General features: G+C 73.2%; 16 protein-coding genes. 12 read left to right on the forward strand and 4 right to left on the reverse strand.

Translation table 11 applies throughout. The features are described from left to right. Positions 1-82 precede the first annotated feature (82 nt). From RM779_RS14490 to RM779_RS14505, 4 genes are all read left to right on the forward strand, one after another. On the forward strand, positions 83-1717 hold the full coding sequence (locus tag RM779_RS14490) for an anchored repeat ABC transporter, substrate-binding protein (RefSeq protein WP_311618092.1): 1635 nt from the start codon (positions 83-85) through the stop codon (positions 1715-1717). Between the two features lie 94 nt (positions 1718-1811). Then, a complete protein-coding gene (locus RM779_RS14495) occupies positions 1812-2885 on the forward strand; it encodes a choice-of-anchor M domain-containing protein (protein WP_311618093.1) in 1074 nt (357 codons plus the stop codon). Next, positions 2882-3625, forward strand: coding sequence for an anchored repeat-type ABC transporter ATP-binding subunit (locus RM779_RS14500; protein WP_311618094.1), 744 nt, complete (start codon positions 2882-2884; stop codon positions 3623-3625). The genes RM779_RS14495 and RM779_RS14500 overlap by 4 nt, the downstream gene beginning before the upstream one ends. After that, on the forward strand, positions 3625-4506 hold the full coding sequence (locus tag RM779_RS14505; RefSeq protein ID WP_311618095.1) for an anchored repeat-type ABC transporter permease subunit: 882 nt from the start codon (positions 3625-3627) through the stop codon (positions 4504-4506). Before RM779_RS14500 ends, RM779_RS14505 begins: the two co-directional genes overlap by 1 nt. Positions 4507-4514: 8 nt before the next feature. Here RM779_RS14505 and RM779_RS14510 read toward each other — a convergent pair whose 3' ends face one another. Both RM779_RS14510 and RM779_RS14515 read right to left on the reverse strand, forming a co-directional pair. Then, positions 4515-5180 carry an ATP-dependent endonuclease gene (locus RM779_RS14510; protein ID WP_311618096.1) on the reverse strand — a complete coding sequence of 222 codons (666 nt, stop codon included), beginning with the start codon at positions 5178-5180 and terminating at the stop codon, positions 4515-4517. 40 nt (positions 5181-5220) lie between these two features. Next, positions 5221-6009, reverse strand: a complete 789-nt coding sequence (locus RM779_RS14515; RefSeq protein WP_311618097.1) for a GNAT family N-acetyltransferase — start codon at positions 6007-6009, stop codon at positions 5221-5223. A 220-nt stretch (positions 6010-6229) separates the two neighbouring features. Here RM779_RS14515 and RM779_RS14520 point away from each other — a divergent pair, with 220 nt between their 5' ends. The 4 genes from RM779_RS14520 to RM779_RS14535 are packed head-to-tail and all read left to right on the forward strand — an operon-like array spanning position 6230 to position 14550. Then, positions 6230-7813 (forward strand): TIGR02677 family protein, encoded by a 1584-nt coding sequence (locus RM779_RS14520; RefSeq protein WP_311618098.1) that lies wholly within the window; start codon positions 6230-6232, stop codon positions 7811-7813. Then, positions 7797-9002, forward strand: a complete 1206-nt coding sequence (locus RM779_RS14525; protein WP_311618099.1) for a TIGR02678 family protein — start codon at positions 7797-7799, stop codon at positions 9000-9002. The genes RM779_RS14520 and RM779_RS14525 overlap by 17 nt, the downstream gene beginning before the upstream one ends. Next, a complete protein-coding gene (locus RM779_RS14530; RefSeq protein ID WP_311618100.1) occupies positions 8999-13282 on the forward strand; it encodes a TIGR02680 family protein in 4284 nt (1427 codons plus the stop codon). The genes RM779_RS14525 and RM779_RS14530 overlap by 4 nt, the downstream gene beginning before the upstream one ends. Beyond that, the gene (locus tag RM779_RS14535) at positions 13279-14550 is read left to right on the forward strand and encodes a TIGR02679 family protein (protein WP_311618101.1); all 1272 of its coding nucleotides are present in this window, start codon (positions 13279-13281) and stop codon (positions 14548-14550) included. Before RM779_RS14530 ends, RM779_RS14535 begins: the two co-directional genes overlap by 4 nt. Positions 14551-14685: 135 nt before the next feature. Here RM779_RS14535 and RM779_RS14540 read toward each other — a convergent pair whose 3' ends face one another. Continuing rightward, on the reverse strand, positions 14686-15699 hold the full coding sequence (locus RM779_RS14540; protein ID WP_311618102.1) for a ParA family protein: 1014 nt from the start codon (positions 15697-15699) through the stop codon (positions 14686-14688). Continuing rightward, the gene (locus RM779_RS14545; RefSeq protein WP_311618103.1) at positions 15696-16895 is read right to left on the reverse strand and encodes an ATP-binding protein; all 1200 of its coding nucleotides are present in this window, start codon (positions 16893-16895) and stop codon (positions 15696-15698) included. Before RM779_RS14545 ends, RM779_RS14540 begins: the two co-directional genes overlap by 4 nt. A gap of 539 nt (positions 16896-17434) precedes the next feature. On the opposite strand from RM779_RS14545, the gene RM779_RS14550 reads away from it, so the two are divergent. Genes RM779_RS14550 through RM779_RS14565 form a run of 4 tightly spaced genes read left to right on the forward strand, consistent with a single transcriptional unit; the run spans position 17435 to position 22705 of the window. Further along, on the forward strand, positions 17435-19705 hold the full coding sequence (locus tag RM779_RS14550) for an MMPL family transporter (protein ID WP_311618104.1): 2271 nt from the start codon (positions 17435-17437) through the stop codon (positions 19703-19705). A 7-nt stretch (positions 19706-19712) separates the two neighbouring features. Beyond that, the gene (locus tag RM779_RS14555) at positions 19713-20933 is read left to right on the forward strand and encodes a sensor histidine kinase (protein ID WP_311618105.1); all 1221 of its coding nucleotides are present in this window, start codon (positions 19713-19715) and stop codon (positions 20931-20933) included. After that, positions 20930-21652 carry a response regulator transcription factor gene (locus RM779_RS14560; RefSeq protein WP_311618106.1) on the forward strand — a complete coding sequence of 241 codons (723 nt, stop codon included), beginning with the start codon at positions 20930-20932 and terminating at the stop codon, positions 21650-21652. Before RM779_RS14555 ends, RM779_RS14560 begins: the two co-directional genes overlap by 4 nt. A 30-nt stretch (positions 21653-21682) precedes the next feature. Then, positions 21683-22705, forward strand: coding sequence for a beta family protein (locus tag RM779_RS14565; RefSeq protein WP_311618107.1), 1023 nt, complete (start codon positions 21683-21685; stop codon positions 22703-22705). Positions 22706-22721: the final 16 nt, after the last annotated feature.

The following is a 22721-nucleotide window of genomic DNA, read 5'->3' on the forward strand; positions in this document are numbered from 1 at the left end:
CCGGGCGCCCCTCCCACACCCGGTTACCGGCGGCCCGTGACCACCCGGAAGAGAACCCAGCAGAGAGAGGTCCACCCAGTCGATGACCGGGAAGAGCGGCACGAGACGCCGCCCGACGAGCGCGGTCCGAGCGGTCGTCCTGGCCGCCGCGCTGGCGATGTCGGCCAGCGGGTGCGGTGGCATCACCAACCCCGCGGACGACGGCCGGGTGAGCGTCGTCACCACCACCGGCATCCTTGCCGACCTGGCCCGTCACGTCGGCGGGGACCTGGTGGACGTCGAGTCCCTCGTTCCCGAGGGCGGCGACCCGCACAGCTATGAGCCCTCCCTGCGCGACATCCGCGATGTCGTCTACGCCGACGCGGCGTTCAGCAACTACCTCATGCTGGAGGAGCAGAACCTCATCCGCGCGCTGGACGCCAACCTGCCCGCCGGGGTACCGAACGTCTCGCTGGCCGAACGCGCGGTGCAGTACGCCGCCGAGATCATCCCGCTGGTGGAGAACGTCAACCTCGACACCATCTGGCTCGGGCTCCGCGTCCGTGGCACCGGCGAGGAACTGGGCGCCACCCGTTCGTCCGAGGTGCGGCTGAAGGCCACCGGTCTGGAAGGCCCCGGCGAGCTGGTCGGCTATCTGACCGAGACGTTCGGCGAGCCCGCGGTCTTCTTCGACTCATCGGACGGCTTCGACGCCGGCGACGGCTACGAGGACGACACCGCCCTCCTGCCCCCGGACGCGCACACGCACATGAGCTGGGCGTTCACCGAACCGGGCGTCTACCGGCTCCAGATGACGGCCGAGGCCGTGCCCACTCCGCAGAGCCGCCCCGTTCCGCTGGGGCAGAGCGTCATCACCTTCGCCGTCGGGGTCGACCCCCACTCGGTCCCCGGCATGGCGGGCGCCGCCGTGCTGGACAGCGGTCACGCCGACGTGACGGTGGACCTGGACGGCACCGCGAACGGGGCAGACGGCGCGGACGGGGCTCACGGGGCTCACGGGGGCCTTTACCTCTACGCCGATCCCGAGGGCGGCGGTGCCGCGCGGCAGGAGGTGCACGCCGCTTCCGAAACCGTGATCGAGGTGCCCAACAAGGCCGTCACCGAGGTGCCGGGGGACCCCAGGTTCCGGATGCTGGGCCGCGCGGGCGACGACATTCACCAGCTGCCCCAGGCGGTCCTCGGCCGCCATGTGCACGGGGAGATCGACCCCCACCTGTGGCAGAACGTCCGCAACGCGATGGCCTACGTCAAGATCATCCGCGATGTGCTGATCGACATCGACCCCGAGCACGCCGCCGACTACCGGGCCAACGCCTCTTCCTACCTGTCGGAGCTGGAGGAACTCGACCGCTACGTGACCGAAACCATCGCCGGGATACCCGAGTCACGGCGCCATCTGGTCACCACCCACGACGCGTTCGGCTACCTCGGGGAAGCCTACGACGTGTCCATCGCCGGCTTCGTCACCCCCAATCCGGCCACCGAGCCGAGCCTCGCGGAACGTCGCCGGCTGGGCGAGACCATCGTCAACCTCTCCGTGCCCGCCGTCTTCCTGGAGCCGAACCTCCGCAGCCGCTCCAGCACCCTCGTCCAGGTCGCCGAGGAACAGGGCGTCGAGGTCTGCACCATCTACGGCGACGCGTTCGACGAAGAGGTCACCGACTACGTCGAGATGATGCGCGCCAATGCCGACTCGCTGCGCGCCTGCCTCGGTTGATGGCCCTCTGCCCTCTGCCCCTGTCCTCTGCCCCTGCCCTCACTCCTCTGCCCCGGCCCACCCGCCCCGCTCCCCGCGAAGAACAGGAAGCCCGATGCTCTCCCTCCCCCCGCCCCCGGCCGGCCTCGGCCGACGGGCCCGCAACGCCTCGGTCGCCCTGGGCGCCGCGGCCGTCCTGCTCGGCACGGCATCCCCCGCCGGGCACGCCCAGGACGGCGGCGGCGACGGCGGTGACGGCGGCGGTGGCGACCTGGAGCAGACCGTCGCTCCGGAAGAGGACAACATCGCCGGTGAAGCGGTGCTCAATGTCGGCCACGTGGACATCGGCCCCCGCTTCGTCGACGGCGAATGGCACATCCACGGCCGCGACGACTCCCAGTCGCCGCCGGTCTGGCGGCCGTTGACCGACGTGGTGACCCAGGTGGTCGATGCCTCACAGCAACAGGCGCCGGAGGACCCGGACTTCGGGTTCCTCGACGCCGAGCCGGGCAGCGACCTGTTCGTGATCCCACAGACGCAGGCGCCCGAGGTCATCTGGCTCGGCTGGAACACCCAGGACCCCGAGGTGATGGAACGGGTGAACCGCGGCGTGACCCTCACCATGCACGGCGTCGAGGGCCCCGGACACTTCGCCGTCTTTCTCCAGAACGGCGACCTCGGCGCCCCGGACGTGCTGTGGGACGGCGACGAGGAGGGTCCGCAAGAGCTGTGGGTCGACCTCAACACGCACACCCACGCCAACTGGGTCTTCACCGAACCCGGCGTCTACGTCGTGGACTTCGAGGTCTCCGCCGATCTCATCACCGGTGAGCACGTCTCCGCCCGCGCCCCGCTGCGCTTCGCCGTCGGCGAGGAGACCGACGTGCGGGAGGCCTTCGACGCGGGCGGCGGCGGTCCGGCCGCCGAAGAGGAGGAACCGGCTCAGGAGTCGAGCGCCACCGGCCCGCCGGCCGAGGGCCCGGAGGGCGGGGACACGGAGGGCGGGGACACGGCCTCGGACGAGGAGGACGCGTCACTGAACGTGGTGCTGATCGCCGTGGGCGCCGTGGCCCTCGCCCTGCTGGCCGCGGTCGTGGTGGTCACCGCCCGCAGCCGGCGGGCCCGCAGGATCGCGGCGGCCACCGACGCCGCGGACACCGGCACCGGGCCCGGCCGGAGCGCGTCATGACCGCGTTGTCCGTCCAGGGGCTGAACGTCGTACTCGGCGGGCGGCTGGTGCTTCAGGACGTCGACCTCAAGCTTGAGGCCGGGGACTTCATGGGGCTGATAGGGCCCAACGGCGCCGGCAAGACCACCCTGCTCCGCTCCGCACTCGGCCTGGTCAGACGCTCGTCCGGCACGATCGAGGTGGCGGGCGCGCCGATCTCGAAGATGCGGCAGCGCGTCGGCTACGTCCCCCAACGCCACGAGTTCGCCTGGGACTTCCCCATCAACGTCGCCGACGCCGTGCTCTCCGGGCGGGTGCGGCGTGTCGGCTGGGTACGCCGCGCCGGAGTCGCGGACTACCGGGCCGTCAACGAGGCCATGGCCCGGGTCGGCATGACGGCGCTGCGCGACCGCCCCGTCGGGCAGCTGTCCGGCGGGCAGCGTCAACGGGTCCTCGTGGCACGGGCATTGGCCCTGCGGCCCAGCGTGCTCCTGCTGGACGAGCCGTTCACCGGTCTCGACATGCCCACCCAGGAGCTGCTGACCGACCTCTTCACCGAGCTGAGTCAGGAGGGCCAAGCGGTGCTGATGACCACCCACGATCTGGCCGCGGCCATGCACACCTGCGGCACGCTCTGCCTGGTCAACCGGACGGTCATCGCCACCGGAACGCCCGACGCGCTGCGCGACGCGGAACTGTGGCGCGCCGCCTTCGGCATCCGGCCCGGGAGCCCGCTGCTCGCGGCGCTGGGGGTGAACTGATGCTGTCCCCACAGGAGTTCGTCACCGACCTTTTCAACCCCGCGCTCTCCTTCCTGCCCAAAGCCCTGTTCGTCGCGCTCATGTCCTCGGCCGTCTGCGGGGTCATCGGCTGCTACGTGGTGCTGCGCGGCATGGCGTTCATCGGCGACGCCGTCGCCCACGCCGTCTTCCCCGGCCTGGCCGTCGCCTTCGTCGTTCAGGGCAACCTGGTCCTCGGCGGCGCGGTCGCCGGCGTGCTCACCGCCGTCGCGGTCGCGGTCTTCTCCCAGAACCGCAGGCTGCGCGAGGACAGCGTCATCGGCGTCTTCTTCGTCGCCGCCTTCGCCCTGGGCATCGTCATCATCAGCCGCTCCCCCGGCTACTCGGGGTCGCTCCAGCAGTTTCTCTTCGGCTCCATCACCGGCATCCCCGACGAGGACCTCTACGTCGTCGCCATTTCGAGCGCCGCGCTGCTCGTCCTGACCTTCCTGCTCCACAAGGAGTTCGTCGCGGTCACCCTGGACCGCGAGTCGGCGCGCGCACTCGGACTGCCCGTCTTCGCCCTCGACCTGGCGCTCTACATCATGGTCTCGGTCGCCATCGTGATCTCCGTGCAGACCATCGGCAACATCCTCGTCCTCGCGCTGCTCGTCACTCCGGCCGCCACCGCGCGGCTGCTCACCGACCGCCTCGGCGTGATGATGCTGCTCGCACCGCTGATCGGCGGCTTCTCCGCGCTGACCGGCGTGTACCTGTCCTGGAGCCTGGACCTCCCGACCGGCGGCACCATCGTCCTGGCGGCCACCGCGCTTTTCCTCCTCGCCTGGACCTTCGCGCCCCGCCACGGTCTGCTGAGCCGCCTGTGGCAGCTGCGGCGGGCCGCCGTGCACGTTCAGCGGTGAGGGGCGGCTCACGAGGACAGATGCGCGAGCAGCCGGTCGAGCGGCCGTGGTGCGCGGGTGAGGTCCAGGTCGTCGACGAGCGATCGTGCGTACCGGCTCTTCCGGCCGCTGATGGTGCCCATGAAGCGCCGCAGCTGCTGCTCGACGTTCCGCTCCCGCTGGGCGGGCTGTTTCTGGAAGATGCGGAACGCCCGCAGGTCGCCCCGGGCGTCGACGACCCGCTGCACGGAGGCGGCACCGAGCGAACGGATCAGCTCCTCTTCCAGGTCGGCCACGCACACGTAGAACCCGAGCGGCTCCATGTCGGCGCGCGCGAGGCCGCGGCCGAGACCCGCTCGTTCCAGGGCGCGCGAGAAGTGGCCTTCCTCTCCGGCGTCGCACAGGCCCGCGAGCCCGACGTCAAGACCCTGCGGGCCCAGCAGGCTCAGGAATCTGCCGATGCTGGTCGCGCCGCCGAGCGGGATGACGGCGATGCCCTCCGCGCCGAGGGCGCGGCCGTGCCGCGCGGCCAGCGCTTCGAGCGCGACCTGGTCGCTGACCCCTTCCACGAGTACGGCCGTGCGCAAAGCGGTGCCGGCCGCCACTTCGTGCGCGGCCGCGGCGGCGGCCGGGGCCCCCGCACCGCCGGCCGCCCACTCGATGACCGCCAGGCGGAACTGTCCTATCGCGTCCACAGACCCAGTTTCTCAGCCACGTCCGCGGCGGAGTCCGGCGTCACCGGGCCGGGAGGCGGGCCGCCCGGAAGAGGCGCTTGGTCATGCCGAGGCGTTCGTAGGTGGCGATGGCCGGGGCGTTGCCGGTGAGCACCATGAGCGCGGTGCGGCCGTGCCGGGCGACGAGGGCGTCCACGACGAAACCGCACACGGCTCGCGCGAGCCCGCGCCCCCGGGCGGCGGGGTGCGTGACCACCCCGCCCATGAACCCGCACCCGGCCGCCGACCACGCGTCCGCCGCGACCACCAGCGGTTCCGCCGCCGCACCGCCGTTCACCTCATCGAGGACCCCGGCCCAGCGGCGCACGCCCTCGCGTCCCGGCTGCGCGTAGGAGTCGGGGAAGAAGCGATCGAACAGCGTCGCCGCCTGCCGCTCCCCACGGGCGTCCAGCCACCGAACGCCCGCGGTACCGGCGCCGGTCGGGGACATGGTCTCCATCCACAGGAAGTGGTGGACCGGCACCAGACCGGGCAACCGCCGCATCAGGTCACCGATCAGGGCGGCCTCTCCCAGGAGCCGGTAGGAGGGACCGACCCGTTCCAGAACGCGCCGCAGCAGAACGCCCGCGTCGGCCCCGTCGCCACCGACCACGAGCCGGTCCTGCTGCGGGTTCGGACTCGCCACCGCCAGCGCCGCCCCGTGCCGCCAGGCCCGTACCCCCGGGCCAGGACTGCCGTCGCCCCGCCCCTGGGCGGCCCAGATCAGAGCTCCGTTGCCGCCCGCGGCCCGGTGGATGTCACCGAGCCGCACCAGTTCTTCCACTTCTTCCGCTTCTTCCGCTTCTTCCACGCAGCGGTGCTTAGCAGACGTTCCCGCATCCGCGCTGTGACCCGGCACTCATCGACGGCGAAATACCGGCCGACGCCCGCCCGCGGCGCCCGCGGCGGGGCGGCGGGGCGGCGGGGCGGCGGGGCGGCGGAGATTCCCTCACATGCCCCTCTCACGGGCCGTGGGGGGAGAATTCCCTTGTGGCTGCGAGCGGCAGGAGAGATGCGCCACAATGGGCCCGATGTCCGTGCACGACGTTCCTACGCCGGGGCAGGAGCGGGAGCCGTCCGGCTACCTGCCGTTCGCCCACCTCACCGTGCAGAACACCGCGCTCTACCGGCAGGTGATGGACGTATTCGTGCGCGCGAAGGCGCGGTTCGCGGTGCACCTACGGCCGGAGGACGTGTACGCGGAGCTGCCGCCGGCGTACCGGCCGGTGGATACCGGCGCGGTGGCGGAGGCGCTGGACCGGCTGGTCAAATGGGGCAATCTGCGGGCGGACCCGGACACCGCCCGGGTCACGGCCGTCGAGGACTTCTACCGCAGGCGGTTCATCTACCAGCTGACGCGGGCCGGGGAGGCGGCCGAGGCAGCGCTGTCCGCCTACGACGAGGCCCTGGGGCAACGCGGTGCGCTCCAGGCGGTGGCGCTGGCCGACATCGTCACTCAGTTGCGGGTGCTGCTGGCGCGGGCCGCCGAGCCGGAGCCCGATCCGGCCGCCGTTCACCTGGCCCTGCTGGCTCTCACCGACCGGTTCACCGGACTCGCGGAGAACGCCAGGGCGTTCATGGGGTCGTTGCAGCGCACCATCGACCTGCACGACGCGGAAACCGAGGCGTTCCTGGCCTACAAGGACCGGCTGATCGACTACCTGGAACGGTTCATCCAGGACCTGATCACCACCGGCGCGGAGATCGCCGGGCTGCTGGCAGACCTGGACACCGAGGAGGGCGCCGGGCGCCTGCTGTGGATCGCGGCCCGGCGCGAGGCGATGGACGCGGCCCCGGACCGGAGCACGACCGCCGCCGAGGAGGCGCACGCGGGCTGGCAGGACCGGTGGGCGGGGCTGCGGGCGTGGTTCCTGAGCACACCGGGCCGGGTTTCGCAGGCGCGGCTGCTGCGCGGGGCGGCGTTGAGCGCGATCCCGCAACTCCTGGCCGTCGTCGCCTCGTTGAACGAGCGCCGGGCCGGACGTTCGGACCGTTCCGCGGACTTCCGCAGCCTCGCCCTGTGGTTCGCCGAGGCCCCGGACGACGGGGCGCGGCACCGGTTGTGGCGTACCGCCTTCGGCCTGTACCCGTCGCGTCATCTGACGGTCGACGCGCAGACGCTGGGCGAACGCGAGGCCGCACCCGTGGCACCGGGCACCGCCTGGGCGGACGCGCCGCCACTGCGGATCAGCCCGCAATTGCGGAAGTCCGGCTCGTACGAACGGCGCGGCCGGGCCCACCGGGTCGAGGACCGCGGCGCGGCCCGCAGGCACCTGGCCGAAGTCGCCGGGAAACAGGCGGCGGAGATCGCGGCGGCGCGCGCCCGGCTGGCGACCGGCGGCCCCGTGCGGCTGTCCCAGCTGGGCGAGCTGGACCCGATGGCGTTCGGTCTGTTCCTGCAACTGCTCGGTGACGCGCTGGCGCGGTGGCGGCCGGGCGTGCGGGAGATGGTCGCGGGCAGCAACGACGGCACCATGGAGATCAGGCTCAGTCTGCTGCCGGGGGGCGGCACGGCCGAGATCGTGACGGCCGGCGGCACCTTCCGGGGGCCCGACCACCTGGTGGACATCGTCGACCTGACGGCGGAGGGCGGCGAGGTTGAGCACCGGACTTGACGAGGCCAACGCGGCCCGCCGGCAGGCCGAGCGGCAACGGGCGGCCCGGGCGCTGCTGCGTCGGCCGCTGCTGCGGGCGCACGGCGCGGGCGCGGAGGAGTTCCGCCTCGTGCGGCAGCACGGTGCGGAGCTGCGTGCGTGGTTCGACCGGAACACCGGCTGGCCGCTGCGCATCGACGCGGAGACCGCCCGCCTGCGGAAGCTGCCCGGAAGCCACGGCAACGCGACCCATCCCGCGCGCGAGGCATCTCGCGGCGCGAGTCCGTTCACCCGGCGCCGTTACGTGCTGCTCTGCCTGGCACTGGCCGCGCTGGAACGCGGTGAGAGCCAGATCGTGCTCGGCCGGCTCGCCGAGCAGGTGGTGCTGGAGGCAGCTGATCCGGCGCTGTCGGCCGCGGGTATCTCCTTCACCCTTGAGGACAAGGAGGAGAAGGCCGACCTGGTGGCCGTCGTGCGGCTGCTGATGGATCTCGGGGTGCTGGTCCGGGTCGCGGGCGATGAGAGCGCCTACCTGCAGGCGGCCGGCGACGCGCTGTACGACGTGGAACGCCGGGTGCTGGCCGGGTTGCTGGCCACCCCGCGCGGCCCCTCCACCGTCGCCGTCCGCGGCTTCGAGGAGCGGCTCGCCGCATTGGCTGCCGAAGCGGCCCTGGACAGCGATGAGTTGCGCAACCGGCGGCTGCGTCACACGCTCACCCGAAGGTTGCTGGACGACCCGGTGCTCTACTTCGACGAGCTGACCGAGGCCGAGGCCGCCTACCTCACCGGGCAGCGCGGGGCCATCACCCGCCGGATCACCGAGCTGACCGGGCTGATCCCCGAAATCCGCGCCGAAGGCATGGCCATGGTGGACCCCGATGACGAACTCACGGATGTGCGCATGCCCGAGCAGGGCACGCACGGGCACATCACCCTGCTGCTGGCGGAGTATCTGGCCGCCCGGCGGACCGCGACCACCGACGAGTTGAAGCAACGGGTGCGGGGGCTGGCGGCCGAACACGGCGGTTACTGGTCCAAGTCGGCCAGGGAGCCGGGCGCCGAAGGCGAGCTGGTCGCCCAGGCCGTGGCCAAACTGCGGGCGCTGCGTCTGGTCGAGCAGGTCCCCGACGGCGTCACCGCCCGCCCGGCGCTGGCCCGTTACGCCGTCGGAGATGCCATCCTCCGCGGCCACGGAAGGAAGAACCGGTGACGATCCCCCGCCCAGCCCCCGCCCCGGGCCCGGCCTCGGCCCCGGCCCCGGCCCCGGCCCCCGAACCGTCCGGCCTGGCCGACGCGCTGCCGTCGCCTGGCCGCCCGCGCTGGCAGCCGCTGCGGCTCGGCCTGGTGGACCTCTTCTATTACGACGTCGAGGAGTTCTGGTTCCGGGACGGCAGGCTGCTGCTGCGCGGCAACAACGGCACGGGCAAGTCGAAAGTCCTGGCGCTGACGCTGCCGTTCCTCCTCGACGGCGACCTGGCGGCCTACCGGGTCGAGCCGGACGGCGACCCGAAGAAGCGCATGGAGTGGAATCTGCTGCTGGGCGGCGAGCACCCGCACCCCGAGCGACTGGGCTACGCCTGGGTCGAGTTCGGCCGGCTGACGGAGTCGGGTGGTACGGAGTTCCGCACGCTGGGCTGCGGGCTCAAGGCGGTCAAGGGCCGCGGCATTGCCCGGCACTGGTTCTTCGTCACCGGGCAGCGCGTCGGTGCCCCCGTCGCGGAGGGCGGCCTCGGCCTGCTGGATGCCACCCGCGCGGCGCTGTCGCGGGACCGGCTGGCGGAGGCGATCGAGGGCCACGGCATGGTGTACGACCAGGCCAAGTCCTACCGGCGCGCCGTCGACGAGGCGCTGTTCGGCCTCGGTGAGCAGCGGTACGCGGCCCTGGTGGATCTGCTGATCCAGCTGCGGCAGCCGCAGTTGTCGAAGCGGCCCAGCGAAGCCGCGCTGTCCAGGGCGCTGACGGAAGCGCTGCCGCCGATGGACGCCGCGATCGTCGCGGACGTGGCCGAGGCGTTCCGGTCGCTCGACGAGGAGAAGGACAACCTCGCCGCCATGGCCGAGGCCAGGGACGCCGCCGCGAACTTTCTGCAGCATTACCGGCGCTACGCACGGATCGCGGCCAAGCGCAAGGCCAGGCCGCCGCGCATCGAGCACTCGCGGTACGAGCACCTGCAGCGCGAGCTGAGCCAGGCTCAGGAGCAGCGGGTCCGCGCCGACGCGGCCAGGGCCGCCGCCGAGAGGCTGCTCGCGGAGCTGGAGGAGCGACGCACCCGGCTGCGCGCCGAGGACGCCGCGCTGCGCGCCGGTCCCGAGATGCGCAGCGCCCGCGAGCTGGAGCAGGCGGCGTCGGACGCGTCCCGGACGGCGGCCGACGCGAGGCGCGCCGACGGGGACCGCGGCCGGGCCGCCGAGCAGCACGCGCGGGCCCAGGCCCGCGCGGCGGACGCGGAACGCCGCCGGGACGCCGCCCAGGAACGCCTCGCCGCCGCCCTCACGCGGGCCGCCGCGGCCGCGGCTGCGGCGGGTATCGAGGACGGCCACGCGACCCGGGTGGCCGGGGCGCTGTTCGGCGGTCCCGGTGTGCCTGGTGTGCCTGGTGCTCCTGGTGCGGACGAGACGGGCACGCGGGGCCAGGTCACCGACCTCGCCGCCGTGCGGGAGACGGACGTGCAGGAGGCCGCCGAGATGCTGGCCGACGGGCGTTCCCGGGCCGTCGCGCACGTCGAGCAGCTCGCGGAAGCCGCCGAACGGGCGGCGGCGGACCGCGCGGAGGCCGTTCGCCGGGCGGAGGAGGCCGCCGCCGACCTCGGTGCGGCGGCGGACCGCGAGGCGGCCGCCCGGACGGAGGCGGCGGAGGCGGGCCGCGGACTCGTGGCCGACGTGCGCGCGCACGTGGCCAGATGTGCCGAGCTGCGTCCGCACGATCCGTCCGGGCTGCTGGATCAGCTCCAGGACTGGACCGGCCACCTGAACGGCCCCTCCCCCGCCCGCACCGCCGCCGAGGCGGCACATGCCGCCGCCTCGGCCGGGTTCGCCGAGCAGGCCGCCGCCCTGCGGCTGACCGAGGAGGCTCTGACCGAACGGCGTGCCGCGCGCACCGCCGAACTGACCGCCCTGGAGGCCGGTCGCCAGCCGGGACCACCCTCACCGGCCACCCGCGGCGAGGGGGTACGCACCGACCGGCCCGGCGCCCCGTTGTGGCGGCTGGCCGACTTCGCCGACGGCCTCCCGGCCGCCGACCGGGCCGGTCTTGAGGCCGCTCTGGAGGCCGGCGGTCTTCTGGACGCCTGGGTCCTCCCCGACGGCACGGCCGTCGCCCCGGACACCCACGATGTGCTGCTGGCGCCCGATCCGGCCGCGCCGCTGCCAGGACCCGCCCTCTCCCAGGTCCTGCGCCCCGCTCCCGATCACGGCGACGCCCGCGCCGCGACGGTTTCCGAGGAGGCCGTGGCCCGGCTGCTTGCGGCCATCGGCTACGGGGAAGGGGCCGGCGCCACCTGGGTCGACGCAGGCGGCAGGTTTCGCGTCGGTGTCCTGCGCGGCGCCTGGACGAAGGACAGCGCCGAGTACCTCGGCGAGGGTGCCCGGGAGGAAGCCCGCCGGGTCAGGATCACCACCCTGCGCTCCGAACTCGACAGGCTCGACGGCGAGTTGGCTGCCGTTCTGGCTGCTGTCGCCGAGACGGCCGCCCGCCGCCGCGCAGCGGACGCCGAGCTCGCCGCCCTCCCGGACGACAGTGGGCTGCGCCGGGCCCACGCGGTGACCGCCGCCGCCACCGAGGCCGTCGACCGCGCCCGCACCCGGGCCGACGCGCGGGCCGGGCGCGCCGCCGACGCCACCCGCCGCGCCGACGCGGCAGCCGCAGAGCTGGCGGAGACAGCCGCCGACCTCCGCCTGTCCGGCGACCGGGCCGGCCTGCACGCGGTCCGCGAGGCGCTGGGCGACTACCGTCTCGCGCTGGCGGCCGCATGGCCCGCCCTGCGGGAACGCGCCACCGCCATGGACGCCGTCGCCGCCGAACGTGAAGAGGCCGGGGACACCGCGGCCCGCGTCGCGGAGCTGACCGAGCGCGCGCAGGACGCCGCGCGCGACGCGACCGCCGCCGCCGAACGCCACCGGACCCTCGCGGGCACCGTCGGCGCCGCCGTCGCGGAACTGCAGCGCCGGCTCGGCGAGGTGGCCGCCCGGCTGCGGGAAGCCGACGCCGAGGAGCGCCGCGCCCGCCGGGAGCACACCGAGGCCGTGGCGGCCCAGGGGCAGGCCGCCGGCCGCATCCAGCAGCTGGAGTCGGGCCTCGCCGAGGCCGCCCGCACCCGCGGCGAGGCGATCGCCGCTCTCCGGCGCTTCGCCGGCACCGGCCTGCTCGCCGTCGCCCTGCCCGATCTCGCCACCCCGCCGGGCGACGGGGAGTGGGCCCCGACCGCCGCCGTCCAGCTGGCCCGCGCGATCGACGCCGACCTGGCCGACGCGGACGAGTCCGACCCCGCCTGGGAACGCACCCAGCGCCGCGTCAACGACGAGTTGAAGAACCTCCAGGACGCCCTTTCCCGGCACGGCCACACCGCCACCGGCCGCATGCTGGAGGACGGCCTGGTCGTCGACATCCTCTTCCAGGGCCGGGAGCGCGCCGTTCCCGACCTGGCCGACGCCCTCACGACGGAAGTCGCCGCGCTGCAGCGGATGCTGTCCGCCCGGGAGCGCGAGATCCTCGAAACCCACCTGATCACGGAGGTGGCCGGCACCCTCCAGGACCTGATCGGCACCGCCGAGCGCCAAGTGCGGCGGATGAACGACGAGCTGGCCGACCGCCCCACCAGCACCGGCATGCGACTGCGCCTGGCCTGGCGCCCCGCCCGTTCCGCCCCGCCCGGCCTGCCCGCCGCCCGCGAGCGGCTGCGCCAGTCCGCCGACGCCTGGTCACCGGCCGACCGGGCCGCGATCGGCGACTTCCTCCAGGCCGAGATCGCCCGCGCCCAGGCCACGCAACCGGCCGGCACCTGGCTGGACCACCTGACCGCCGCGCTCGACTACCGCGCCTGGCACGAGTTCGGCATCGAACGCCACCAGCACGGCCAGTGGCGTTCGGCGACCGGCCCGGCTTCCGGTGGCGAACGCGTCCTGTCGGTCTCCGTTCCCCTGTTCGCCGCCGCTTCGTCCCACTACGCCACGGCGGCGAACCCGTCCGCGCCCCGCCTGGTCACCCTGGACGAGGCGTTCGCCGGGGTCGACGACGACTCGCGTGCCAAGTGCCTCGGCCTGCTGCACGCCTTCGACCTCGATGTCGTCATGACGAGCGAACGCGAGTGGGCCTGCTACCCGGAGGTCCCCGGCATCGCCATCGCCCAGCTCTCCCGTATCGACGAGATCGCCGCCGTTCTCGTCAGCCGCTGGGAATGGGACGGCACCCAGCGCCGGCGCGCCCCGGGCCCCCGTTCCCCGGACGATCCCGAACCACAGGTCCACGGCGACCAGGCCGGGCTGTGGACATGACCGACGGGCCGGCGGCCGTCGACCTGGCGCGGCTGCGGCGGCTCCTCGGCACGCCCGAGCTGGCCTGGCTGGTGACGAACGCCCGCCGCCGGATGGAACGGGGCAGGCCGCTCACCGGCACCACCACCAACGCCGTCCCCAGCGAGGCCCAGCGCGCCGCCGCAGAACGCCTGCTGGGCCGGGCGCCGCAGCGTGGCAAGGCGCTGACCGTCTCCCTCGACGCGGTGGACGCGCTGCTGCGCCGTTCGGAGGCCAGTCCCGGCGGACTGCCCGCGGCCGTCGTCGCACTCACCGGCCCGGTCGAGCCGCGGGACGAGGCCGCGCGGCGCGAAGCCCGCCACTGGGCCACCGCGTTCGCCCCGCTCACCGCCCTGTGCGAGGAGCGTCCCGAACTCGCGTCCTGGTACGACCAGTTGCAGTCCAGCGGGCTGGTCCGCCGCCTCGCCACCACGCCGGACGCCGCGGCCCGGCTGCTCGCCGATCTGACCGCGGTCGTCTCCCGCCTGCCGGCCCCGGCCACCGAACTGTCCGTCTTCGCCGCCCGCACGCTCGGCGATGCCCACGCCCTGGACGAGGACCGCCCGCTGGCCACCCTGACGTTCCAGGCCATCCGCGCCCTGCGCCCGCCGCCACCTGGCAGCGGCGCCGCCTGGCGACGCGAGGTGTGGGCCTCGGCCGGACTGCTGCGGGACGCGCTGTCCTCCACCGTTCTGGCCCTCGGCCTGCCCGGCCATCAGAACACCGCCACCGGCCGCGCCCTGGCCGCCCTGCGCGAGGCGGGCCAGCCGGCGGTACTGACCCTGCGCCAGCTGGTCCGCGACCCGTCGGCCGCGCACGCGACCGGGCGCGTGCACGTGTGCGAGAACCCATCGGTCGTTTCGGCCGCGGCCGACCGTCTGGGCCCCGGCTGCCCGCCCCTGGTATGCGTGCAGGGCCAGCCCGGCACCGCCGCCCTCACTCTGCTGCGCGCCCTCGCCACCACCGGCGCCGAGCTGCGCTATCACGGCGACTTCGACTGGGGCGGCATCAGCATCGCCAACACCCTTCTGGAACGCGTCCCCTGGCATCCCTGGCGCTACACGGCGACGGACTACACCACCGCGGCGAACCACCACCCCCGCGCCCGCCCTCTCACCGGCCGCCCTGCCACCGCCACCTGGGACCCGGCCTTGTCCACCGCCATGGCCGCCCACGGACTCGCCATCGAGGAGGAACTCCTCCTCGACACCCTGCTGAACGACCTCGGCCGGGCTCCCGGCCCGAGCTGAGGAGTCGCCCGCGCCCACGCAGGTCCGCACCGATCCGCCCCCGCAGCCGCACAGCCTCAGGTCCCGATACGGCGCCGCACGGTCTTCAGCGCCTCCACCCAGCGCCTCCACCCAGCGCCATCACGCGGCACCGGTTCAGTCGGTTGCCTCCGCGGGTGCGTCCCCGTCCGTGACACGCTGCAAAACGTTCTCCGCCAGCGCTCGGAACTCCCAGAAGCAGGTCTGCACGAACTTCTGCGTACTGCCGAGCGCGCCGTCCGCGGCCCGGAGTTCGAACATTGGCTTGCGGGCGTCATGCGCGAGCGGCATCAGGCTGCGGTAGTTCCGCAGCGTGGCGATGTGGTGGCGATCGTCGTCCCGCGACGGCTCCTGTTCCCCGAGCACGGCAGCGGAATACACCCGCGGAATGCGCTCCAGCCAGCGTTCATATGCCTTGACCGGCCGGTCGAGGCGCATTTCCGGCTGCATGATGATGTAGCCGAGCGGCGTCATTCCGGCGGGCGGCGCCGAGATGCCCGGCGGCACCTGGGGCAGGACGACCTGGCGCCAGTTGTTCTGCCACCGCCGGAGCGTCGGGCCCAGGTTGCTGAGCCCTCTGAGCGAGAACAAATCGGCGGCGAGTGGCATCAGCACACTGTCGGCGGCGATCAGTGCGGCACGATTGATGGCCCCCAGGTTGGGTCCGACATCGATGAGCACGATATCCGCGTCAACGGAAGCGGCGGCGTGCTCAACCATGCGGTGAAAGGCCGTGGTCGTTCGGATCGCGGCGATGTCCCCCGCGAACGACTTGAACCACTCGTTCGAGAGTTTGTCCTCGAACCGGCTTAGATCGAGGCTGCCGGGCAGCAGCCAGAGGCCAGGCTTGAGCGATACCGGCTCCACGAACGCGACATCACCTGTCCCCTCCAAGATGGGCCGCACCGCGTCGGCCACCGTCCTGCCCGCCGCCTCCGAGGGATTGGTCCACAGGTCTTCGATCTCGCTCTCGTCCAGGCACATGGACGTGAGGTTTGCCTGCGGGTCCAGGTCCACCGCGAGGACGTTCAGACCGAGACGGCTGGTCATCATGTGCGCCAGATGGTAGGCGAGGGTCGTCTTACCGACCCCACCCTTGTTGTTGAACAGCGCGATCGAGGTCACGGTCATACGGCTCTCCGGATGGTCACGGCCCAGGACGAGTCGTCGACCTGGAAATCGGGAGGCGGATTGCCGTTGCGCTCCAGTGCGATCCGCATCCGGCCGATTCCCCGGCCGAAACGGTTGACATAGCCGAGCCCCTTCAACGCCGCGGCGAGGGAGGGATTGCGGTAGTCCGTGACCCGGTCGAAGTTGTCGTCCCTCACCTGTCCGTAGGGACCTCCCGGATTGGTCACCTCGACGCGGTTGTCGAACCAGACGATACGAGTGGGGGCGTGGGATGTCTCGTAGTTGCGGTGCATCAGCGCGTTCATGCAAATCTCGCGGAGCGCTTCGATCGGATAGGTGGGACGCGCGGTCTCGCGGAAGCCCTCGCCGACGATCCGTGTCCGCAGATTGCTGCGGAGCAGGGGCTCAAGCCGGGACGCGATCCCGATCAGGTTCTGCCTCAGTTCCTGTTCGTCAGCGATAGGGGCGGCCAGATCGGTCCCCGCGTAACGGATGAACTGGACGTAGGCCCCGGGAATGCCGCTGGACGGGTCCAGCCCGGCTGTCAGCAGGCCGAGCACGGTGGGCACGCCGTCCGGTGTGGCCAGGTGCAGGGACGACAACTGCATGTCGAGCGGACGGCCGTTCTCCTCGATCACTTCGGGGTCGACCATGGCCGGCAGGTAAGAGCCGCGGAACAGGTCCAGGTCCAGATCGTCCCGGGTCGCGCGGACTACCGCCCGGGTGTCGAACGGACCGTCCGCGACACGACGGCGTTCGGACAGAACCCGCTCGTCCTCGCGACTCGCCCGGCGTGTGGAGGGACCCGGCCTGACCCAGATCACACCTTCGAAACGGACAGGCGGAGCCGCGGAAGCCTGCACCCGCAGATGGATGACCGGCTTCCCCTTGAACTGGGCGGCCTGCACGGTGAGCGATGGCCGATCGAGAATGCGGCCGTCGTCGCGGAGGTCCGTCAACGCCAGCAGCGCCCGATCACTCGTGTCCACCCCGTCCACCGGCTCACCGCGGTCATCCACCCCGATGACGATGTCGCCCCCGCCGTTGCCACACAGGTCGTTCGCCATGGCGCACACGGCAGCCGCGATAACGTCCCCGCGCTTGCCTTCCCGCTTCGCCATGCGCTTGAACTCCAGCGTCGTGGTCTCGCGGGTGCCGAGAAGATTTGCCAGGTCCTTGTCACTCACGGTTCGCATTCTTCCAGCTTGCGGCCGTCCGGACTGCCGGTACGCGCGGTGCGCGCGCCGCTGACGGGAGGTGGCCCCTTTCCCCCGGAGCGGTGAATCGGCAGGCGTGGGCGCTGAGTTCACGTACCAGCAGTAGTGCGGGCTCGATCAGCTCTCCGAGGTTGTGGACATCGAGAATGGTCTCGGCGGTCTCACGGGCGATAGTCGGCGTGGAGGCAGCGGCGGGCAGGGGGAAGCTGTACGCCAGGTTCCCCCGGCACGGCTGCCCCTACTGGGCGGTCGGTGGGCACGGTCCGTGACCGGGCACGTGCCCCCGAAGTAGACCGTTGAGCGCCCCATGCCCGGCCCCGCGGGCCTGCTGCGGGCACCACGGCGTTCGGGCTCTTCCCCGCGGGTGCCGGGGGTGCTGAAGGTGCCGGGGCCGTGTACTGCATACGTACCAGGCGCCGGTTGCTGCGTGGGAACGATGACCGGCGGGGTCGTCGGCGGGGATTCTCTGAGGGCGCGCGCAGCCTTTCTTCCCTTGCCGATATCCGACGGGAGTCGTGGTGGCAACTTTTCTTTACCGCATCGGGCGATGGACCTTCCGGCGGCGGCGGCTCGTGGGCTCGCTCTGGCTGGCCGCGCTGGTGCTCGTCGGGGTGGCCGCGGCCACGGCCGAGCCGGGACCTGAGGCCGAGTTCTCCATGCCGGGCACGGAGGCGCAGGAGGCGTTCGACCTGCTGAACGAGCGCTTCCCCGGCGGTGACGCGCAGGGCGCCGAAGCCCGTCTCGTGTTCCAGGCCCCGGACGGGCAGCGGGTCACGGCCGGGCCGCACCGGGCGGCCGTCGAGGAGGCGCTTGGCGCCCTGGCCGGGGGCGACCAGGTCGCCTCGGCCACCGACCCGTTCGCCACCGGCGCCGTCAGCGAGGACGGTGCCGTCGCCTACGCCACCCTCACCTACACCGAACGGGCGTCCGGCCTGACCGAGGCGACGACCGCCGCCCTGGAGGACGCCGCCGGCCTGGCGCGGGACGCCGGTCTTACCGTCGAGATCGGCGGCTCGGCGCTGGAGGCGGAGGAGGAACTCGGGGGCGTCACCGAGCTGATCGGGCTGGCCGTGGCGGCCCTGGTGCTCGTGATCACCTTCGGATCGCTGATCGCGGCAGGGCTGCCGCTGCTCACCGCGCTCATCGGCGTGGCCGTCGGCTTCTGCCTCATCGCGGCGCTCGCCGACCCCCTGGGCCTCTCCTCCACCACATCCATCCTGGCGATCATGCTGGGTACCGCGGTCGGCATCGACTACGCGCTGTTCATCGTCTCCCGCTACCGTTCCGAGCGCGCCGGGGGCCGCGACCCGGAAGAGGCCGCGGGGCGCGCGGTCGGCACGGCCGGGACCGCCGTCGTCTTCGCCGGGCTGACCGTGATCATCGCTCTGTCCGGTCTCGCGGTCGTCGGCATCCCCATCCTCACGAAGATGGGACTCGCCGCGGCGGGCACCGTTGCGCTGGCCGTGCTGGTGGCGCTGACGCTGGTTCCCCCGCTGCTCGGTTTCGCCGGGCGCCGGCTGCTCCCCCGCGCCCAGCGCAAGGCGAACGCGACCGGCACCGGCACCGGCACCGGCACCGACAACGGCACCGGCCGTTCCGGACTCGGCCGTTCCGGGCTCGGCGTCCGCTGGGCGCGGTTCGTGCTGCGCCGGCCGGCCGCCGTGCTGCTGACCGTGGTGGCCGGCCTCGGCATCGTGGCGACGCCCGCGCTGAGCCTCGAACTGAGCCTGCCGGGCGATGAGTCCCTGTCCACCGACACCACCCAGCGGCGTGCCTACGACCTGCTGTCGGCGGGCTTCGGCCCCGGCTTCAACGGCCCGCTGACGGTGGTCGTCGACACCGGGGAAGCCGCCGACCCGCAAGGCGCCGCGGACCTGGTCGCCGACACCGTCACCGGCGTGGACGGCGTCGTGTCGGTCGGTGCCCCCGTGTTCAACGAGGCCGGGGACACCGCCGTGCTCACCGCCGTCCCCGGGACCGCGCCCAACACCACCGAGACCGCGGACCTGGTCCACACCATCCGCGACGCGGTCGGCGGCGCCGCGGCGGACACCGGCGCCGAGGTCCTGGTGACCGGCACCACCGCGCTGAACATCGACGTCTCCCAGGCCCTGGGCGACGCGCTGATCCCCTATCTGGCGATCGTCGTCGGCCTCGCCGTCCTCCTGCTCGCGGTGGTCTTCCGTTCGGTCCTCATCCCGCTCAAGGCCACGCTCGGCTTCCTGCTTTCGGTGGGCGCCGCCCTGGGCACCGTCGTCGCGGTCGTCCAATGGGGCTGGGCGGCGGACGCGTTCGGCGTCGGGCAGACGGGGCCCGTCATGTCGCTCATGCCGATCCTGCTGATCGGCGTGGTCTTCGGCCTGGCCATGGACTACGAGGTCTTCCTGCTGAGCCGCATGCGCGAGGCGCACGTCCACGGCGCGAACCCGCGCGAGGCGATCACGGACGGCTTCCGGCACAGCGGGCGCGTGGTGGCCGCGGCGGCGTTCATCATGATCAGCGTCTTCGCCGGGTTCGTCGGAATGACCGACCCGATCATCAAGACCCTGGGCATCGGCCTGGCCGCCGCGATCGCCTTCGACGCGTTCGTCGTCCGGATGGCCATGGGGCCGGCGGTGATGGCCCTGCTCGGCCGCCGCGCCTGGTGGCTGCCGCGTAGCCTGGACCGCATGCTGCCGAACGTCGACGTCGAGGGCGAAGCCCTGGGCCGGGCGCACCCCGCGCCCGCGAACGGGCCGACCGCCGAGGAACCCCGGCCCGTGTCCCCGTCCAGGGCCGGCGGAAGCTGATCCCGCGATGTGGACGCCCGGCATCAACGGTGACCGGCCGCGCCACGCGTGGTTGCGGGAGGGCGTGATCACGGCGGTGGCGCTGGCGATGTACCTGATCGGCGGGGCGATCGATCCCGACGTCGGGGTCGCGGCGCCGCCGCCCGCCCCCGCGTTCCTGCTCGCCGCGGTGTCCTGCGCGGTGCTGCCGCCGCGGCACCGCCTGCCGCGGACCGCGGTGGCGGTGACGGCGGGGTGCGGGGTGCTGGCCCCGCCGCTCGGGCTCGACTTCAACCCGCTCCTGATGGTGCCGGCCATGGTCGCCGTCTTCTCGTTCGCCGCCCACCGGGAAACGCGCGAGGTGGCCACGGCCGTCGCCGCCTCCGCGGTCCTGCCGGCCGCCTCCTCGCTGCTGTTCGGGGCCGGCTCGTGGCTGGAGTCCGGCACGGCGTCCACCGTGGTCTTCCCGCTGCTGGCCAGTGCGTTCGGCACCGCCGTGCGGAACCGGCGGGCCTACCTGGCGGCCGTGGAGGAACGGGCCAGGCGGGCCGAGGAGAGCCGGGAGAGCGAGGCCAGGCGGCGCGTGGCCGAGGAACGGGTGCGCATCGCCCGCGACCTGCACGACGTCGTCGCCCACCACATCACCCTGGTCCACGCGCAGGCTTCGGTCGCCGCCCTCTTCTTCGACTCCCGCCCCGACGAGGCCCGCGCGTCGCTCGGCCAGCTCACCGAGAACACCAGCAGCGCACTCGACGAACTGCGCGCCACCGTTGGCCTGCTGCGCGAGACGGGGGACCGGGGCGCGCCCCTCGCCCCACCCCCCGGTCTTGCGGAACTGCCCGCGCTCGCCGACTCGTTCCGGCACGCCGGGCTGGCCGTGTCGGTGCACAGGAGCGGCCGGGCCAGGCCGCTGTCGCCCGGCGCGGACCTCACCGCGCACCGCATTGTGCAGGAGGCGCTGACCAACGTGACCAAGCACGCGGGGACCGGCGCCGCCCGGGTGGACCTCGCCTACGGCCACGACCGCCTGACCATCACCGTCACCGACGACGGCCGACGCGCGGACGCGGCGGGCGACCGCCCGCCCGGCCACGGCCTGATCGGCATGCGGGAGAGGGCCACGGCGGCCGGCGGCCGGCTGTCCGCCGGGCCGCGCCCGGAGGGCGGCTTCCGCGTCGCCGCCGAACTGCCCCTCCCCCCGGCCCGGGAGGCCGCGGGGACCAACACGGAGACGGGGACGGCGCCGTGACGACCCGGGTACTGCTCGCCGAGGACCAGGCGCTGCTGCGCCGGGCCTTCCGGCTGATCATCGACTCCGCCGACGACATGGCGGTCGTCGGCGAGGCGGCCGACGGCCGGGAGGCCCTGCGGCTCACCCGGGAACTGCGCCCGGACCTGGTCATCATGGACATCCGGATGCCGGAGATGGACGGTCTCGCCGCCACGGCGGAGATCTGCGCCGACCAGGACCTGACCGGCAGCCGCATCCTGATCCTGACGACGTTCGAGAACGAGGCCTACGTGGCCCAGGCCCTGCGCGCGGGCGCAAGTGGCTTCATCGGCAAGGGCATCGCCGTCGACGATCTGCTGGCCGCCGTCCGCACGGTGGCCGGCGGCGAGGCGCTCCTCTCCCCCACCGCCACCCGCGCCCTGATCACCCGCTTCCTGGCCGCACCGGACGGCGTTCCGGCAGGCACGCCCGAACGGCTGAGCCTGCTCACGGCACGCGAACGCGAGATGGTGGCGCTGGTCGCGACCGGCCTGTCCAACGAGGACATCGCCGCCCGGCTGGTCCTCAGCCCTTTCACGGTACGAACGCACGTACACCGCGCCATGGCCAAACTGGCGGCCCGCGACCGGGCACAACTCGTGGTGATCGCCTACCAGTCAGGCCTGGTCCGAGCCGCCCGAACGGCCCGTGAGACGGCACACCGCGTGGCGGGCGCGTCGGCGCCGGATATGCCGTGAAGCGAAGCAGCGGGCCTGCCCGCGCTGCCGGTGCGGCGCGGGTCGCTGAGCGCATTCCGGACAGTGAAACCGGTCATCGACGAACAGACGCAGCCACTGTGGGTCGTGCCGCCCACGAACGCCCCGGAAGCGCTGCCCGCGTACTTGCGGAAAAGCGCAATGAACCTCAACGGCGCGAACGGCCTGCACCCCGGCTGGCTCGACACTCGCCACGTCGAGGCCACCCCCGACCTGGTGGCCGAGCAGGTGTGGCCGCAGCTCTCCGCGACCCTACTGGGCCCCGCGCTCCGCCCGGTGACCGGCCCGGAACGCGCCCCCGCACAGCAGTTGGCCGCCGCCGGACTCGCCGCCGACGCGGGCGGCGGACTCGGGGTCCGGGTGCGAGCACAGGACCTCGACGAGGCGCAAATGCCGCGGCTGTTGTCCGAACTGCTCGCACGACTGAGCCCCGCGGCCCCGGACGTCGACCTGCTGGTGGACCTGGGCGAGGTGACCGTCGTACGGGAGGCGGTGACGTCGGCGCTCCGCGTCTGGGTGGCGGTGCGCGGGGCGGCAAACTGGCGCCGCGCCGTTCTGCTCGGCGGCTCGTTCCCATGGAGCGCGGACGGCTTGAAACAGCGCGAGGTGACGCCCCTGCTGCGAGTGGAATGGATGGCCTGGCGCGAGCTGAACGAGGCGGCCGGGAACGGTGACGGCCCGCACTTCACCTTCGGCGACTATTCGGCCCTCCATCCGCGCACGTGCGACGAGCCGACCAATCCTGTTCCGCCGCCAAGGGTCTATGAGAAGCCCCGGTACACGACGGCCGAATATTTTCTGGTGGGGAAGGGCAGGCGGTGGGGGACGAAAGACCCCAGCCTGATGCGATCTTTGGCCGAAACCATCGTCGCCGACGCGGAGTTCCGCGAGGACGCCACCGAGGCCGAGCGATGGCTGTCGGCCCTCGCCGTCGGCCAGGGCGGCACCGGTTCGGGCAATGCGGAGACGTGGGTGAAGCAAGGGCACACACAGCACCTGGCGTTCGTGGCCGGGCAGGTGAGGGGCGGACGATGACCACGCCTGACCGGCG

The organism is Streptomyces johnsoniae (assembly GCF_031845565.1).
Lineage (GTDB): Bacteria > Actinomycetota > Actinomycetes > Streptomycetales > Streptomycetaceae > Streptomyces > Streptomyces johnsoniae.

Coding starts and splice junctions, on each gene's coding strand:
- RM779_RS14555 (WP_311618105.1), top strand. CDS start 19,713: ATGTGGACGCCCGGCATCAACGGTGACCGGCCGCGCCACGCGTGGTTG.
- RM779_RS14535 (WP_311618101.1), top strand. CDS start 13,279: ATGACCGACGGGCCGGCGGCCGTCGACCTGGCGCGGCTGCGGCGGCTC.
- RM779_RS14540 (WP_311618102.1), bottom strand. CDS start 15,699: ATGACCGTGACCTCGATCGCGCTGTTCAACAACAAGGGTGGGGTCGGT.
- RM779_RS14545 (WP_311618103.1), bottom strand. CDS start 16,895: ATGCGAACCGTGAGTGACAAGGACCTGGCAAATCTTCTCGGCACCCGC.
- RM779_RS14505 (WP_311618095.1), top strand. CDS start 3,625: ATGCTGTCCCCACAGGAGTTCGTCACCGACCTTTTCAACCCCGCGCTC.
- RM779_RS14500 (WP_311618094.1), top strand. CDS start 2,882: ATGACCGCGTTGTCCGTCCAGGGGCTGAACGTCGTACTCGGCGGGCGG.
- RM779_RS14495 (WP_311618093.1), top strand. CDS start 1,812: ATGCTCTCCCTCCCCCCGCCCCCGGCCGGCCTCGGCCGACGGGCCCGC.
- RM779_RS14520 (WP_311618098.1), top strand. CDS start 6,230: ATGTCCGTGCACGACGTTCCTACGCCGGGGCAGGAGCGGGAGCCGTCC.
- RM779_RS14490 (WP_311618092.1), top strand. CDS start 83: ATGACCGGGAAGAGCGGCACGAGACGCCGCCCGACGAGCGCGGTCCGA.